This is a genomic window from Microbacterium hydrocarbonoxydans, from assembly GCF_011752045.1.
In the GTDB taxonomy this organism is placed as follows: domain Bacteria; phylum Actinomycetota; class Actinomycetes; order Actinomycetales; family Microbacteriaceae; genus Microbacterium.
In genome coordinates, this window is record NZ_JAAKXW010000002.1 from 180,663 (window position 1) to 196,782 (window position 16,120).

Genomic DNA, 16,120 nt, shown 5'->3' on the forward strand with positions numbered 1-16,120 from the left:
CTTACAGGGAGTCGACGGCGGCGGCCTCGATGGCCAGGCCCGCGCGGTAGCGGTCGAGGTAGGCGGAGAAGCCGGCGACGTCGGCAGGGTCGGGGTCGGCGACGGAGACGGATGCCGCGGCGAACACGGTGCCGTCGAGATAGGCGGCCAGCGTCTCGGCGCGGCCGAGGTAGGAGGCGAGGACGGCGATGCCCCAGGCCCCGCCCTCGCTCGCGAGCTCGCCCACGGCGACGGGGGCACCCAGAGCGCCGGCGAGGAAGCGCTGCGCGACCCCGGCGGTGCGGAACATCCCGCCGTGCGCGAACATGCGGTCGAGCCCGACGCCCTCGCCGGCGAGCACCTGCATGCCCAGCGCCAGCGTGCCGAACACGCCGTACAGCTGGGCGCGCATGAAGTTCGCCAGCGTGAACGCGCTGCCGGGGGTGCGCACGAACAGCGGGCGACCTTCGGCAAGCCCTGCGATGGGCTCGCCGGCGAGGTGGTTGTAGGCGATCAGGCCGCCGGCATCCGCCTCGCCCTCGAGCGCCTCGCGGAAGAGGGCCTCGAACGCGGCGTCGTCGCCGACCGGCTGCCCGGCCGCGACCGCGAACCGGGTGAAGAGACCTGCCCAGGCGGCCAGCTCGCTGGCGCCGTTGTTGCAGTGCACCATGGCGACGGCGTCGCCGGCCGGAGTCGTGACGAGATCGAGCTCGTGGTGCAGGCTGGTGAGCGGACGCTCCAGCACGACCATCGCGAAGATGCTCGTGCCCGCGGAGACGTTCCCGGTGCGCGGCGCGACGGAGTTGGTCGCGACCATGCCGGTGCCGGCGTCGCCCTCGGGCGGGCACAGCGGGATGCCGGGCTGCAGCGCGCCGGACGGGTCGAGGAGCGCGGCGCCCTCGGCCGTCAGCTTCCCCGCCGCCGCACCCGCGGGGAGGACAGCGGGCAGCAGCGCGACGAGGCCCGCCGGGAGGCGGTCGCCGGCCAGGGCGTCGTAGGCCTGCAGCATCCGCTCGTCGTACCCGCCGGTCGCGGAGTCGATGGGGAACATGCCGGAGGCGTCGCCGACGCCCAGGACGCGCTCGCCGGTGAGCCTCCAGTGCACATACCCGGCGAGCGTGGTCACGAAGTCGAGCTGCGGCACGTGCGCCTCGGCGTCGACCACGGCCTGGTGCAGGTGCGCGATCGACCACCGCAGCGGGATGTTCACGCCCAGGAGATCGGTGAGCTCGGATGCCGCGACGCCGGTGTTCGTGTTCCGCCAGGTGCGGAACGGCACGAGCAGGTCACCGTCCGCGTCGAAGGCGAGGTAGCCGTGCATCATGGCGGAGATGCCGATGGCGCCGAAGGTCGCCGGCCGCACGCCGTAGCGGTCGTGGGCGTCGGCGACGAGATCGGCGAACGCGGCCTGCAGGCCCTGCCAGACCTCGTCGAGGCCGTAGGTCCAGAGGCCGTCCTCGAGCCGGTTCTCCCAGGAGAACGAGCCGGTCGCGATCACCCCGGTGACGTCGGAGCCGATCAGGCACGCCTTGATGCGGGTGGAGCCGAGCTCGATGCCCAGGGTGGTGCGACCCGCCAGGATGTCGTCGCGCGCGCTCATCGGCGGGCGTCCGCGCTCTGGCCGTACACGTTCTGGTACCGGTTGTAGAGGCTGTCGATGGCCTCCTGAGGGATCGGGATGAGCGGTCCCGCCTCGCGGGCGAGGTGCACCGTGCGCGCCACGTCCTCGACCATGACCGCCGCCTTCACGGCATCCTTCGCGTTCACTCCGATCGTGAACGGTCCGTGGTTCTGCATGAGCACCGCACGGCTGCGGTGCCCGCTCAGGGTCTCGACGATCCCGCGGCCGATCGAGTCGTCGCCGATGATCGCGAACGGGCCGACCGGGATCGGCCCGCCGAACTCGTCGGCCATCGCGGTGATCACGCAGGGGATCTCCTCGCCGCGGGCGGCCCAGGCGACCGCATAGTCCGAGTGGGTGTGCACGACGCCGCCGACCTCGGGCATGTGGCGGTACACGTACGCGTGCGCGGCGGTGTCGCTGGACGGGCTGCGCTCGCTGCCCGGCGTTCCCGGGATGACATCGCCGTCGAGGTCGCAGAGGATCATGTTCTCCGGGGCGAGGTCGTCGTAGGAGACGCCGGAGGGCTTGATCACGAAGAGGTCGCCGCCGCCGTCCTCGGTCAGGCGGACGCGGCCCGAGACGTTGCCGCCGGTCCACACGACGAGTCCGTAGCGGACCAGTTCGCCGTGCAGGCGCGCGACGTCCTCGCGGACGGCCTGGATCGACGCCTCGACGGCGGGGCTGAAGGCGGGGGCTTCGCTGCTCACGGTGACCTCGGAAGTTCGTGACCGGTCACTGTGACCGGTCACAGTAGTGTGACACGGCCGCCGTGCGATCGTCAAGGGCGCCCAGCCGTTCACTACTCCTCAGATTCCGTGGCACTGGTCGATGACCGCCGCGTCCTCCCGGGGAACGCGGACGCGGCAGCGCGCGATACTGAGGAATTGTGAACGGCCGCGGCGGCCGCCTGCGGTCGAGACCCGGCTCAGCGCGGAGCCGCGACCGACTCCCGCGACACCAGCACGGGCGCCACGGGGGCGAGATCGGATGCCGCGGCATCCGCCCCGCCGATGAGCGCGGCCACCGCGCGGCGGGCGAGCTCGTCGAAGTCCTGGCGCACCGTGGTGAGCTTCGGCCAGTAGTAGGCCGCATCGGGGATGTCGTCGAACCCGACCACGCTGATGTCGCCGGGCACCGAGAGCCCCGCCTCGTGCAGCCCGCCGAGCAGGCCGAGCGCCATCTGGTCGTTCGCCGCGAACACGGCGGTGACACCCGAGTCGCGGATCGCCTCGGTGGCGGCGTAGCCGGATCCGGCGGACCAGTCCCCCGCGATCACCGGTCCGGGCTCCAGCCCGCGCGCGGCGAGCTCGGCCGCGAAGCCGTCGGCGCGGGATTCCGCCTCCAGCCAGTCGGCGGGTCCTGCGAGGTGCGCGATGCGGGTGTGGCCGGCATCCGCCAGTGCGGCGACGGCGAGGCGGGCGCCGGCGACCTGGTCGACCGACAGGCCTCGCGATCCACGGCCGGAGGAGTGCAGGATCACGACGGGCACGCCGATCCGCAGCTCGTCGAGCGCGTCGAGGGTGCGCGCGTGCGGGGCGACGACGACGATCCCCTCGACGCCCTGGGCGGTCAGGTGATCGACGGCCGAGACGACGGCGGCGGCATCCCCCGCGTCGGCGAAGGCGGCGCTCACCCAGTAGCCGGCCTCCCTGGCCGAGGCCTCGATCGCGGCGATGCTGCGCGATGGTCCGTACTGCAGCGCATCGGAGGCGAGCACGCCGACCGTGCGGGAGCGGCGGGTGCCGAGCGCACGGGCCGCGTTGTTCATCCGATAGCCGAGCTCGGCCATCGCGGCGAGCACCCGCTCCTTGGTCTCCGGGGCGACGTCCGGATGGTCGTTGAGGACGCGCGACACGGTCTGCCTGGAGACTCCGGCGAGGGCGGCGACGTCGCGCACGCCGACCGTGCGGCCGGGGGCGCTGCGGGACTCACTCACGCCGTCGAGTGTATGACGCCCGAGCGGACTCGTCGGGAGGTCGTGACGCCACGACCCCGCTTCCGGTCGCACTCGGGCACGGTCGACGGGCGGCGGACTGTGCCGAACTGCGACCGGAACGCCATCGGTTGCCACCCGGAGGGCTCAGAGGCCCAGCCGCTCGAGGTACTCGTTCACGAAGCGACGCTCCGGGTCGAACGAGGCGGCGAGCGCGGCGAAGTCGTCCCACCGCGGGTAGCGGGAGCGCACCTCGGCGCCGTCCAGGGTGAAGATCTTGCCCCAGTGCGGACGCGCGGATGCCGGCAGCGCCGCCTCGAGCTCGGGGAGGAGGGCGCGGACGGACTTCTCCTCGGGCTTCCAGGTGAAGTGGATGCCGACGGCATCCGTTCCGTACGAGGAGCTCAGCCAGAGGTCGTCGGCGCGCACCGTGCGGATCTCGTTCACGAGCAGCAGCGGGGCGATGCGGTCGGCGAGCGAGCGCACCGCCGAGATCGCGGCCACGGCGTCGGCGCGCGGCACGAGGTACTCGCTCTGGATCTCGGCACCGGCCGACGGGGTGAACTCGAGCTGGAAGTGCGGCAGGCGCTGGAACCAGGTGCCGGCGACCCCGCCCTGCTCGGTGCAGGCCTCGGGGTCGATGCCGAGGATCGGATGCCGCTTGCCGTCGGCCGCGACAGCCCCGAGCGCCGCGACCCTGTCGTCGCGCAGCAGCTGCAGGGCACGCGCATCCGCGCGGGTCGCGGGGACCCGCTGCTTGACCCAGATCTGGTCGGCGTCGCCGGTCTGCTGCCAGGTCGAGAAGATGCTCACGCTCGTGCCGAGGCCGGTGACGGCGTCGAAGTCGGTGAGGATGCCGTCCCACGACGGGTGCTCGAAGACGTGCTGCGCGACCTGATAGGTCGGCTCGACGTCGAGGGTGACGTCGAGCACCGCGCCGAGCGCGCCGAGACCGATGACCGCGCCGTCGAAGCCCTCGTCGCCGCGGGAGAGCGTGCGCACCTCGCCGGAGGCGGTGAGGATCGTCAGGGCGCGCACCGCGCTCGCGAGGGAGCCGATGCCGTCCCCGGAGCCATGCGTGCCGGTGGCGACCGCGCCGGCGACCGAGATGTGCGGCAGCGAGGCGAGGTTCGCGAGCGCGAGCCCCTGCTCCTCGAGCGCGGGAGCCACGTCTCCGTAACGGAGCCCGCCGGATACGCGCACGGCGTCGCGCTCAGGAGTCACCTCGATGACCGCGGGCATCCGGTCGAGCGCGACCAGCCGGCCGGCGCTGTCGGCGATGTCGTTGAAGCAGTGTCGCGAGCCGAGCACGCGGACCGGTCCCGGCTCGGCGAGAAGCGACCGGATCTCTTCGACGGACTCCGGATGCTCGACGGACGTGGCCCGGTACGCGAGGTTGCCCGCCCAGTTGCGCTCGATGCTCATGGCGCCAGCCTAACCACCCGTCTACATCGATGAATTCCGGATGACGGGCGGGCACGCGGCTAGGCTGACCGGATGACAGCGATGCCGCCGCCCGCGGCGAAGGGGGCGACGAGGCGAGCGACGATGAAGGACGTCGCCGCGCTCGCCGGCGTCTCGCCGAAGACCGTGTCGAACGTCGTCACCGGCACGGTCGTCGTGCGCGAGGAGACGAGGGCGAAGGTCGAGGCGGCGATGGCCGAGCTCGACTTCGTGCCGAACCTCAGCGCGCGGGGCCTGCGGAAGGGCCGCTCCGGGATCATCGCCGTCGCGCTGCCGGACCTCGCGACGGCGTACTCCGCCGAGCTCGTGCACCGCATCGTCCAGGCCGCCCACGAACGCGGGCTCGCCGTGCAGATCGAGGAGACGGCCACCGAGCCCGAGCGCGAGAAGGAGCTGCTCTCGCGGGCCAGGGCGCACCTCGTCGACGGCCTGATCCTGAACCCGGTCCGGCTCGAGGACAGCGTCCTCAAGTACGCCGACCGGCTGCCGCCGGTCGTGGTGATCGGGGAGGTGGAGCAGCACAGGGCCGACCACGTCCGCATCGACAGTCGCCTGGCGGCGGCGGATGCCACGAGGCACGTTCTCGCGCGGGGTGCCCGGCGGATCGCCGTGATCGGCGCCGACGGCGATGCCTCGATCGCGACCGCGACCAGCCGCCTCCGGCTCGACGGGGTGCACGACGCGCTCCGCGAGGCCGGGGTCCCGCGGGATGCCGGACTCGAGGTGAACCGCCTGCCGTGGTCGATGGCGTCGGGGGCGGATGCGGCGCGCACGCTGATCTCGCGCGGGATCGGCTTCGACGCGGTGATCGCGCTGACCGACTCGCTCGCGCTCGGCGTGCTGCACGCGCTGCACGAGCACGGCATCCGCGTTCCCGATGACGTGATCGTCACGGGCTTCGACGACGTGGAGTTCTCGGACTTCACCTCGCCGTCGCTCACCACGATCGCGTTCGACCGGCGGGCCTTCGCCGAGGCCGCACTCGGCCTGCTCGAGTCGCGGATGGACGATCGGACCGCTGCGCCGCGCGGCCTGACCCTGTCGCACCGCCTCATCGAGCGCGCCAGTACCGCCGCCTCCCCCGCCGGATACCGTCCCTGACATCGTTCCGGTCGGCGTTCCGGCCGGTCGACGTCCGCTCGTTCCGGTCGCAGTTCGTGCCGGTCTGCGCGCTCAGCACTGTGTTCAGGTGCGACCGGAGCGATTCGTTCCGATGCTTGCGTCACGGATTACCACGATGTAATGATGGGTGGCGCCCCCGACCGCAGTCACGAAGGAGTGACGGATGACGCCCCCGACAAGACACCTCGATCTGTCTCGAAGGCAGTTCCTGGCCGCCGCCTCCCTGGCCGCCGGCACGGCCGTGCTCGCGGGCTGCGCGCCCGGCGCGACCCCCGGCTCCGGCCCGCAGACGCTGCAGTTCTGGCACCTGCTCTCCGGCGGAGACGGGGTGACCATGTCGCAGCTGCTGCAGAACGCGAACGACGCGCAGAGCGCATACCGCATCCGCCCCACCGTCCTCGCCTGGGGCACTCCGTACTACACGAAGCTCGCGATGGCGGGTGCCGGCGGACGCGCTCCCGACGTCGCCGTCATGCACGCCACCCGCACGGTCGGCTGGGCGCCGGGCGGCCTGCTCGACCCGTGGGATCTCGACCGGCTCGCCGAGCTCGGCGTCGACGCCTCGACCTTCCCCGCGCCGATCTGGGAGAAGGGGTTCGTGGGCGAGGACATGTACAGCATCGCGCTGGACGCCCACCCGTTCGTGGCGATGTTCAACACCGACATCTGCGACGCGGCCGGGGTGCTCGACAGCGACGGACGGCTCGCGGAGACCGCCTCTCCCGAGGAGTTCGTCGAGCAGCTGCGCGCGATCGGCAGCCAGGCCGGCGGGCACGCCCTCTCCTACGGCTACCTCGGCGACGGAGCGCAGATGTGGCGGCTGTTCTACACGCTGTACTCGCAGCATGGGGCGCCGATCGAGCTCCCCGCCGGCGGTCCCGCGGTGATCGACAAGGATGCGGCCGTCGAATCGCTGTCGTTCGTGCGCACCCTCCTCGACGGGGAGATCGCCGCGACGCAGGCCGACTACGGCACGGCGGTGGCGGAGTTCGCCACCGGGCAGAGCGGGATGCTGTTCACCGGCGTCTGGGAGCTGCGAACGATGCAGAACGCGAAGCTCCCCTTCGACGCCACCATGATCCCGACGCTCTACGGCACCCCGGCCGTGTACGCCGACTCGCACTCCTTCGTCCTGCCTCACCAGACGAACGCCGACCCGGTGCGGCGCGACCTCACGTACCGCTTCGTCGCCGACATGCTCAAGGGCTCGTTCGGCTGGGCCGAGGCGGGGCACGTGCCCGCGTTCCTCCCGGTGACCGAGTCGTCCGAGTACGACGACCTCCTCCCCCAGGCGCACTACGCGGAAGCCGCGAAGCACGTCGTCTACGACCCCACCGCCTGGTTCACCGGCTCCGGCTCCAACTTCCAGGGCGAGTTCGGCGCGGCCGTCCAGGGCGTGCTGCTGAACGGAGACGATCCGGCGGCGGCCATCGACCGCTTCGAGCGCCGGGTGAACACCTTCCTCCGCCAGCCGAACCCCGCCGACCCCGAAGGGACGTTCGAGTCATGACGCTCACGGCCACCTCCACCCGCGCGATCGTCACCGGCACGGCATCCGCTCGCCCCGTCCGACGCTCCGGCGGCCGCGAGCAGCTCGTCAGCTGGGCGTTCCTCGCGCCGTTCCTGCTCGCCTTCGTGCTGTTCCTCGTCTGGCCGATCGTGCACGGCGTCATCCTCAGCTTCACCGACCAGTCCCTCACCGGCGCCGGCGGCGGCTTCGTCGGGTTCGCGAACTACGCCGAAGCGCTCGGCGACCCGGTGATGTGGCAGTCGCTGTGGAACACCGTCTGGTTCACGCTGCTGTCCACCGTCCCGCTGGTCGCGATCGCCCTCCTGATGGCGGCGCTCGTCGACCGGGGCCTTCCCGGCCAGTGGCTGTGGCGGCTGTCGTTCTTCATGCCGTACCTGCTCGCCTCGACGGTGATCTCACAGATCTGGGTGTGGATCTTCAACCCGCAGATCGGCGCCGCGAACAACATCCTGAAGGCGCTCGGTCTCGAGCCGCTCGCGTGGCTGCAGAACCCCGAGACCAACATGATGTCCATCGTCATCGCGACGGTGTGGTGGACGGTCGGCTTCAACTTCCTGCTGTACCTCGCCGCGATGCAGAACATCCCGCCGCAGCAGTACGAGGCGGCTTCCCTCGACGGGGCAGGCTCCTGGCGCCAGTTCTGGTCGATCACGCTCCCCCAGCTGGGACCGGCCACCGTGCTCATCCTGATCCTGCAGATCCTCGCCTCGCTGAAGCTGTTCGACCAGGCGTACCAGATGCTCGGCGGGGTCGCCAGCGACACCACCCGATCGATCGTCCAGTACATCTACGAGGCCGGATTCGTGAGCTACCGCTTCGGGTACTCGGCCGCCATCTCGTACGTGTTCTTCGCGCTCATCGTCATCGTGGGCGTCGTGCAGGCGCTGATCACGCGCCGCCGGAAGGAGCAGCTGTGATGTCCACCGCCACCCTCACCGAGACGCTCGTCACGTCGAAGCCGCCACGTGCCGCGCGCATGCCGGGCCAGAAGCCGTTCGCCCCGCTCCGGGTCGCCGCCTTCGTCGTGCTGCTCCTGCTCGCCATCGGCTGGCTGCTGCCGTTCCTGTGGGCGGTCGCGACCGCCTTCAAGACCGAGACGGATGCCGCCTCCGGCGACCCGTCGTGGATCGGCGCCTCCGGGCCGACGACCGAGGCGTTCGCCGCGATCCTCTCGCAGGGGAACGTCTACACGTGGGCGTTCAACAGCCTCTGGACGTCGGTCGCCGTCACGCTGATCACGCTGGCGATCTCGGCGCTGGCGGCCTATGCGCTGTCGCGCATGGACTTCACCGGACGCCGCTGGCTGTTCGCCGTGATCATCGCGTCGATCGTCGTGCCGCCGCAGGTGCTGATCATCCCGCTCTTCTACGAGATGCTCGCGTTCAACCTGATCGACACCTACTGGGGCCTGATCCTGCCGCAGGTGGTGGCGCCGGCGATGGTCTTCATCCTGAAGCGGTTCTTCGACGCGATCCCGATCGAGCTCGAAGACGCGGCCAGGGTCGACGGCGCAGGGCGTCTGCGGATCTTCTGGTCCATCGTGCTGCCGCTGTCGCGTCCGATCCTCGCCTCCGTCGCGATCTTCGTGTTCATCGGCGCGTGGAACAACTTCCTCTGGCCGTTCCTCGTCATCAACGACACGACGCTGATGACGCTGCCGGTCGGGCTGCAGACCGTGATCAGCGCCTACGGCGTGCAGTACGCACAGGTCATGGCCCAGGCCGTGCTCGCAGCGCTCCCGCTCATCATCGTCTTCATCGTCTTCCAGAAGCAGATCGTCAAGGGCGTCGCCACCAGCGGCTTCGGCGGCCAGTAGACACCCCTTCCATCCCCCGACAAGGAGAACCATGGCTCAGGCCCGCATCACCATCGACCGCGACTTCACCATCGCCGACGTCCCCCGGAGACTCTTCGGATCCTTCGTCGAGCACATGGGGCGCTGCGTGTACACCGGCATCTACGAGCCGGGGCACCCGCAGGCCGATGAGCGCGGCTTCCGGCGCGACGTGCTGGAGCTCGTGCGCGAGATGGGCCCGACGGTGATCCGGTACCCCGGCGGCAACTTCGTGTCGGGGTACCGCTGGGAGGACGGCGTCGGCCCCGTCGCCGACCGCCCCCGGCGCATCGACGGCGCCTGGCACACGATCGAGACCAACGCCTTCGGGCTGCACGAGTTCGTCGACTGGGCGCGCGAGGCCGAGGTCGAGGTCATGGAGGCGATCAACCTCGGCACCCGCGGCGTCGAGGAGGCGCGCGCGCTCGTCGAGTACGCGAACCACCCCGGCGGCACGTACTGGTCGGACCTGCGCCGGCGCAACGGCGCCGAGGACCCGTTCGGCATCAAGCTGTGGTGCCTCGGCAACGAGCTCGACGGGCCCTGGCAGATCGGCCACAAGACCGCGGCCGAGTACGGCCGGCTCGCACAGGAGACCGCGAAGGCGATGAAGCTGGTCGACGACTCGATCGAGCTCGTCGCGGTCGGCTCCTCGAACCGCGGCATGCCGACCTTCGGCACCTGGGAGCACACCGTGCTCACGCACGCCTACGAGGAGGTCGACTTCATCTCCATGCACGCGTACTACCGCGAGCTCGACGGCGACGCCGAGTCGTTCCTCGCCGAAGCGGTGGAGATGGACGCCTTCATCGACGGGGTGATCGCCACGATCGACGCCGTCAAGGCCGCGGGCAAGCACACGAAGCAGGTCAACATCTCCTTCGACGAGTGGAACGTCTGGGACTTCGACCGGTACAACGACGAGGAGGAGGCCGCGATCGCCGCGGCCGGCTGGCGGGAGCATCCGCGCCTCATCGAGGACACCTACAACGTGACGGATGCCGTCGTCGTCGGCACCTTCCTGAACAGCCTGCTGCGCCACGGCGACCGCGTGCACATCGCGAACCAGGCGCAGCTCGTGAACGTGATCGCGCCGATCCGATCGGAGCAGGGCGGCCCGGCCTGGCGGCAGACCAGCTTCTGGCCCTTCGAGCGGATGGCGCGGCTCGCCCGCGGCCGCATCCTGCAGCTCGCCGTGTCGGCCTCGCAGATCGGCACGAAGCAGTACGGGGACGTCGACTCGGTCGACGCCGCCGCCACCTTCGACGAGGAGACCGGGCGCGTGGTGCTGTTCGTGGCGAACCGGTCGCTGGAGTCGGCGAACGACCTCACGGTCGACCTCCGCGGCTTCGGCGACCTGGCGGTGGCGAACGCCGAGACGCTGACGATCCCCGAGGGCGGCGACCGCTTCACGGCGAACCTGGAGACGACGCCGGATGCCGTGCACATGGTGCCGCTCGTCGCGGCCGAGGTCGTCGACGGCTCGGTGCGCGCCACGCTCCCCGCGCTGTCCTGGTCGGTGATCGAGCTCGCCTGAAGCGCTCCGCCCTCCGCTGGGGAGGAGAACGCACGCTCGGGCTGAGGGTATCCGGGGATTCCTCCTCCGGAGCGCGCGTCCTCAGCCCGAAGCGCGCGGACCGCGGAGGGTGCGGACGCCGTAGACGCCCCCGACCGGGCTGTCACCGGTGCTCTGGAAGCGCACGGTTGCCACGGGGATCCGACGGCCGGCCGCGTCGAGGGCGAACCCGCCGTGCTGGTCGCGCTTGAACCCGCCCGCGGCGAGGACGGCGGCCGGGATCTCGACGACACGCTCGTAGAGCACTCCGTCCCCGTGCCCGTCCTCGAGCACCTCGCGGCGCAGCAGCGTGCCGTTCACGAGCACGTCGAAGCGGCGCCCGGCGTCCGCACCGCTGTACGTCACGCCGAGGACCGTGCCGGCCGGGTCGGCGATGAGGTCGTACTCGAAGAACGCCCCGGCATCCGCCGATGCCTCGCGGTACTGCGCGCCGCCGCGCACGCCCACCGTCGAGTGCAGGAAGCGGTGGTTCTTGTCGGCCTCGGAGTTGTTGTTGTCGAAGGAGGTCAGCGCGTCGAGCGTGCGGTCGTCGGCCGAAGCGCGCGCTGTCGATCCGCTCGCGACGAGCGTGACGTACGTCGCATACCGGGCGCCGTAGAGGCTGTAGTAGGGCTGCCATGTCCAGGTCGCGGCATCCGGATCCACGTCGCGCATCGCGAAGCGCAGGGAGCGGATGCCGTCGGCGCCCACCGCATCCTCCAGCCGCACGAGGTGCTCGCGGACGAGGTCGCGCCAGGCCTTCGGGTCGTCGACGACGACCTCCCCGGTGAGCGACGGGTCTGGCACGCCCATCTGCACGAGCACTCCCGCCTCGTAGCTCGCCTCGACGTTCTCGCGGCTGAGCTCGGCGGCCAGGAGCACCGGCCCGTAGCGGAAGGCGACCCAGTCGGGGTTCTCGGTGCCGGCGGACACGCGCACCTCGGCGGGGATCGTGTACTCGACGACGTCTCCGTCCCCGACCTCCACGGCGAGGTGGCCGGCTTCGGGGTCGAGCGCGCGCCGGGAGCCGTTCACGGAGAGCGACGGCGACCCGGCGGTCCACGACGGCACGCGCAGCCGGAGGGTCACCGGGGCGGCGAGCCCTCCGCCGTCGAGGCTCTGCACCTCGATGCGGACGGTGTCCTCCACGGGGATGTCGGCGGTCTGCACGAGGAGCAGGTTGCGCGCGGCGTCGCGCAGCGTGCTGGAGCGGAACTGGTTGACGGTCACGGCATCCGGGGAGAGGGCGTAGATGCCGTCGCCGAGCTTCGTGAAGCTCTCGACGCCGGTGCCGTGGTCGCACCAGAACTGGTCGAACGGCCGCCCGAACACCTTCGCGTAGCCGGCGCGCTGCGGCTGGAAGTACGTCACCATCCCGGTCTCGGGGTTCTGCGAGGCCAGGATGCTGTTGAGGAAGGTCGACTCGTCGTAGTCGGCGTAGGTCACGTCCCCGGTGAGGGCGAGCAGCGCGCGGGACAGCTTGAGCATGTTGTACTCGTTGCACCCCTCCGCGGTGGAGTTCTCGCCGTAGCCGGTGGTGGTGCCGCTGTGCGCTCGCGCATACAGGGTGCCGGGGGCGTGGAAGTGCTCCGACTGGCTGTTCGCGCCGTTGGCGTAGGTGTGCGCGTCCACGACGATGCGCCAGAAGTTCTCGGCGGCAGCGCGGTACGTCTCCAGCTCTGCGCGCTCCTCGGCGGGCAGATCGGGCTCGGCGGCGAGCACCGTGTACCGGGTGAGGGCCCCGACGAGCTTCGGGATGGTGGTGTTCGCGTGCCGGCCGGCCAGCACGTCCTCACCCGCGGCGAGGCTGCGGAACAGGTCGGTCTCGTCGAAGCGCTCGGCGGCCCGCTTGTGCACGGGGTCGCCGGTGATCGCGTACAGCCGGTAGAGCGCCTCGTTCATGCCGCCGTACTCGGTGTCGAGGATGGTCTGCGGGTCGTCGAGCGATCCGGCGTAGCGCTCGACCCAGGCGGCGAAGCGGGATGCCACCCCGAGCGCGGTCTCCGCGACGTCTCCCGGCGCGTACCGGTGCGCGTCGAGGAGGCCGGCGAGCACCTTGTGCAGGTTGTAGAAGGGCACGAGCAGTCCGTCGCCGCCGGCGGGGAGCAGACCGATCGGGAAGGCCGAGACGTATCCGGCTGCATCCGGATCGGCGTCCGCGTAGGCGCGCTGGCAGCGGTCGAGCCCGTTCACGGCGATCTCGAGGCGCGCGAGCAGCTCCTCGTCTCCGGTCGTGGCCCACGCCTGCGCGAGCGCGGAGATCACATGGCCGAAGAAGTGACCTTGGAAGCGGGTGCCCTCCTCGCGCTCCCATCCTCCGTAGCCCTCGTCTGTGAGCGGTTCGAGGCCGGCGTTGCGGTAGAAGGAGTACAGCAGGCGCTCGGGATCGAGCTCGAGCAGGTAGGCGATCGTCTTCGCCTGCGCGTTGCGGAGGTACGGGTCCGTGACCGTGACGTCTTCCAGGCGAGCGGATGCCGTGCGCATGAAGCTCCTTCGATTCCGTGACCGGTCACAGCCTACGCGCTGTGCTCAGGTTCCGGAAGGCCACTCGACCGCGGGCCATCCGTCGCGCCAGGTGATCGGCAGGATGCCGAGGGTCGGCACGCCGTCGGCCGCGCCGTCGTAGAAGTGGAAGGCGAGCAGGTCGCCGGACGTCGACTGACCGCCGGGACCGATCCGGTCGCCCTCGCCGGACAGCACGACCGTGCCGCCGTCGTCGAGCAGCGCGCCGCCGTCGGCATCCAGGTACGGGCCGGTCACCGCCCTCGACCGCCCGACGACGATCTCGTAGGTGCTGTCGACGCCCTTGCAGCAGAGGTTCCGCGACACGAACAGGTAGTACCAGCCGTCGCGCGGCACGATGTACGGCGCCTCGATGGCGTTCTCCAGGAGTCCGCGGTCGGCGATCAGCACGGGCTCTCCGCCGGCAGCCGGCATCCCGCTCGGCCACTCCAGCGGCACGATATGGATGCCGGAGAAGAACGATCCGAACGCCATCCAGGGCGCGCCGTCCTCGTCCTCGACGACCCCGGCATCGATCGCGTTGAAGTCGGTGCCCTCCGAGGCGATGACCGCGCCGCGGTCGACCCACTCGTACCCCGGGTCCTCCGGGTCGAGCGTCGTGTTCGTCGCCAGCGCGATCACCGACCTGTTGCTGCCGAACGTGGACGCCGAGTAGTAGAGGTACCAGGTGCCGTCGTGCTCGTACAGGTCCGGCGCCCAGAGGTTGTCGACGCCGGGCACCGCCTCGGCGAGCCACTGCGGCTTCGAAGCCCAGACCTCGCCGGCGTACTCCCAGCTCGCCCCGTCGTCGGACCGGCGGATCTGGATGTTGCCGTCGCCGATCTGCCCGTTGCCCGTCGAGTACACGAAGTGCCCGTCGTCGGTCGCGACGTAGGCGGGGTCGTGCACGAACACGTCGCCCGAGAGCTCGGGCGCCGCCGGCACGACGGCCCCGCACCCGGCCAGCGCCGCCGCGGCGAGGAGTGCGGCGACAGCGCCTGCCAGGCGCCGGACGATGCCCATCAGGAGAGGGCGAGCGCCGACCAGGACACCGGGGGCAGCGTGACGGTGAGCACGCCGTCGGCGAGCGTCGCACCCTCGAGCGCCTTCAGGCCGACCCGGTTCTGATCCTGGAGCGTGTTCTTCGCGTACACGTCGTCATCCCACAGCGTGACGGCCTCGTCGATCGACGAGACGCCCAGCTCGGACGCCGCGATCTGGACCTCGATCGACTCGGTCTGGCTCCGGTTCACCAGGAACACCGCCGAGTTCGTTCCGTCGGTCGTGACCACCGAATCGACGAGCGGCGCCTTGCCGTACACCATCGTGTCGTACGTGCCCACGTCGATGCGCGGCTTCACGATCTCACCCTTCGCCAGGCGCGAGGTCACCGAGAACGGGAAGAACGTCGTCTGCCGCCACGCGTCGCCGCCGGGCTCGGTCATGATCGGGGCGATCACGTTGACGAGCTGGGCGAGGGATGCCGAGGCGACCCGGTCGTGGTTCTTCAGCAGCGTGATGAGCAGGTTGCCCAGCACCACGGCATCCGCCACCGAGTAGACGTCCTCGAGCTGGCGAGGGGCGATGCGCCACTCGTCGTTGACCTCATCGGACGCCTGGTGCTCGTCGAGGTACCAGATGTTCCACTCGTCGAAGGAGAGCTTGATCTTCTTCGACGACTTGAGCTTGTTGCCGACGTGGTCGGCCGTGGAGACGACTGTTTCGATGAAGTACTGCATGTCCAGCGACGACGCCAGGTACGAGGCGAGGTCGCCGCCGCGCTCCTGGTAGTACGCGTGGCAGGAGATGAAGTCGACGTGCTCGTACGCGTGCTCGAGCACCGTGCGCTCCCAGTCGCCGAAGGTCGGCATCCCCGAGCCGGACGAGCCGCAGACCACGAGCTCGAGGTCCTTGTCGGCCGCCTTCATGGCCTGCGCGGTGCGGGCGGCGATCTTGCCGTAGTCCTCCGCGGTCATGTAGCCGGTCTGCCAGGGGCCGTCCATCTCGTTGCCGAGGCACCACATGCGGATGTCGTGCGGCTCGACGGTGCCGTTCGCGATGCGCTGGTCGCTGAGCGCGGTGCCGGACGGGTGGTTGCAGTACTCGAGCAGGTCGAGGGCGGCCTCGATGCCGCGGGTGCCGAGGTTCACCGCCATCATCAATTCGGAGCCGGTGAGCTTCAGCCAGCGGGAGAACTCGTCGACGCCGACCTGGTTGGTCTCGATGGAGTGCCAGGCGAGGTCGCGGCGCACCGGGCGCTGATCGCGCGGACCGACCGAGTCCTCCCAGCGGAAGCCCGAGACGAAGTTGCCGCCGGGGTAGCGGATCGTGGTCGAGCCGAGCTCGCGCACCAGGTCCACGACGTCGAGGCGGAAGCCGTCTTCGTTCGCGGTCGGGTGGCCGGGCTCGTAGATGCCGTCGTAGACGCAGCGGCCGAGATGCTCGACGAACGAGCCGAAGATGCGCCGGTCGATCGGGGCGACGACCGCCTCGCGGTCGATGGAGATGCGTGCCTTGGTCACGGATGTTCCTTCTGTGGGACGGGCCGGCTGCGACGCAGCGCGACGAGGTATGCG

The 16,120-nt window shown here is 70.8% G+C and carries 12 protein-coding genes; 5 read left to right on the forward strand and 7 right to left on the reverse strand.

What is annotated here, in order from left to right:
* Position 1 precedes the first annotated feature (1 nt).
* The 4 genes from G6G98_RS09170 to G6G98_RS09185 all read right to left on the reverse strand — a co-directional run bounded on the left by G6G98_RS09170 (position 2) and on the right by G6G98_RS09185 (position 4,961).
* Positions 2-1,579 (reverse strand): xylulokinase, encoded by a 1,578-nt coding sequence (locus tag G6G98_RS09170; RefSeq protein WP_164234806.1) that lies wholly within the window; start codon positions 1,577-1,579, stop codon positions 2-4.
* Positions 1,576-2,310, reverse strand: a complete 735-nt coding sequence (locus tag G6G98_RS09175) for an L-ribulose-5-phosphate 4-epimerase (protein WP_067355261.1) — start codon at positions 2,308-2,310, stop codon at positions 1,576-1,578. Before G6G98_RS09175 ends, G6G98_RS09170 begins: the two co-directional genes overlap by 4 nt.
* A gap of 218 nt (positions 2,311-2,528) precedes the next feature.
* Positions 2,529-3,539, reverse strand: a complete 1,011-nt coding sequence (locus G6G98_RS09180; protein ID WP_164234807.1) for a LacI family DNA-binding transcriptional regulator — start codon at positions 3,537-3,539, stop codon at positions 2,529-2,531.
* 144 nt (positions 3,540-3,683) lie between these two features.
* The gene (locus G6G98_RS09185) at positions 3,684-4,961 is read right to left on the reverse strand and encodes a D-arabinono-1,4-lactone oxidase (protein WP_067355253.1); all 1,278 of its coding nucleotides are present in this window, start codon (positions 4,959-4,961) and stop codon (positions 3,684-3,686) included.
* A gap of 72 nt (positions 4,962-5,033) precedes the next feature.
* Between G6G98_RS09185 and G6G98_RS09190 the strand changes: the two genes are divergently transcribed.
* The 5 genes from G6G98_RS09190 to G6G98_RS09210 all read left to right on the forward strand — a co-directional run bounded on the left by G6G98_RS09190 (position 5,034) and on the right by G6G98_RS09210 (position 11,024).
* Positions 5,034-6,101, forward strand: a complete 1,068-nt coding sequence (locus tag G6G98_RS09190) for a LacI family DNA-binding transcriptional regulator (RefSeq protein WP_067355250.1) — start codon at positions 5,034-5,036, stop codon at positions 6,099-6,101.
* A 184-nt stretch (positions 6,102-6,285) separates the two neighbouring features.
* Positions 6,286-7,632: an extracellular solute-binding protein gene (locus G6G98_RS09195; RefSeq protein ID WP_067355246.1), complete on the forward strand. Its 1,347-nt coding sequence runs from the start codon at positions 6,286-6,288 to the stop codon at positions 7,630-7,632.
* Complete coding sequence (locus G6G98_RS09200) at positions 7,629-8,570, forward strand: carbohydrate ABC transporter permease (RefSeq protein WP_067355242.1); 942 nt, start codon at positions 7,629-7,631, stop codon at positions 8,568-8,570. Before G6G98_RS09195 ends, G6G98_RS09200 begins: the two co-directional genes overlap by 4 nt.
* Positions 8,570-9,469 carry a carbohydrate ABC transporter permease gene (locus G6G98_RS09205; protein WP_067355238.1) on the forward strand — a complete coding sequence of 300 codons (900 nt, stop codon included), beginning with the start codon at positions 8,570-8,572 and terminating at the stop codon, positions 9,467-9,469. Before G6G98_RS09200 ends, G6G98_RS09205 begins: the two co-directional genes overlap by 1 nt.
* A gap of 31 nt (positions 9,470-9,500) precedes the next feature.
* The gene (locus G6G98_RS09210; RefSeq protein ID WP_164234808.1) at positions 9,501-11,024 is read left to right on the forward strand and encodes an alpha-N-arabinofuranosidase; all 1,524 of its coding nucleotides are present in this window, start codon (positions 9,501-9,503) and stop codon (positions 11,022-11,024) included.
* An 81-nt stretch (positions 11,025-11,105) separates the two neighbouring features.
* On the opposite strand, the gene G6G98_RS09215 is transcribed toward G6G98_RS09210, so the two are convergent.
* From G6G98_RS09215 to G6G98_RS09225, 3 genes are read right to left on the reverse strand one after another with little or no spacing between them, the layout of a single operon-like run.
* Positions 11,106-13,526, reverse strand: a complete 2,421-nt coding sequence (locus G6G98_RS09215; protein WP_067355231.1) for a beta-L-arabinofuranosidase domain-containing protein — start codon at positions 13,524-13,526, stop codon at positions 11,106-11,108.
* Between the two features lie 45 nt (positions 13,527-13,571).
* The gene (locus G6G98_RS09220; RefSeq protein WP_164234809.1) at positions 13,572-14,567 is read right to left on the reverse strand and encodes an arabinan endo-1,5-alpha-L-arabinosidase; all 996 of its coding nucleotides are present in this window, start codon (positions 14,565-14,567) and stop codon (positions 13,572-13,574) included.
* Complete coding sequence (locus G6G98_RS09225) at positions 14,567-16,066, reverse strand: alpha-N-arabinofuranosidase (protein WP_067355225.1); 1,500 nt, start codon at positions 16,064-16,066, stop codon at positions 14,567-14,569. Before G6G98_RS09225 ends, G6G98_RS09220 begins: the two co-directional genes overlap by 1 nt.
* Between the last annotated feature and the right edge of the window lie 54 nt (positions 16,067-16,120).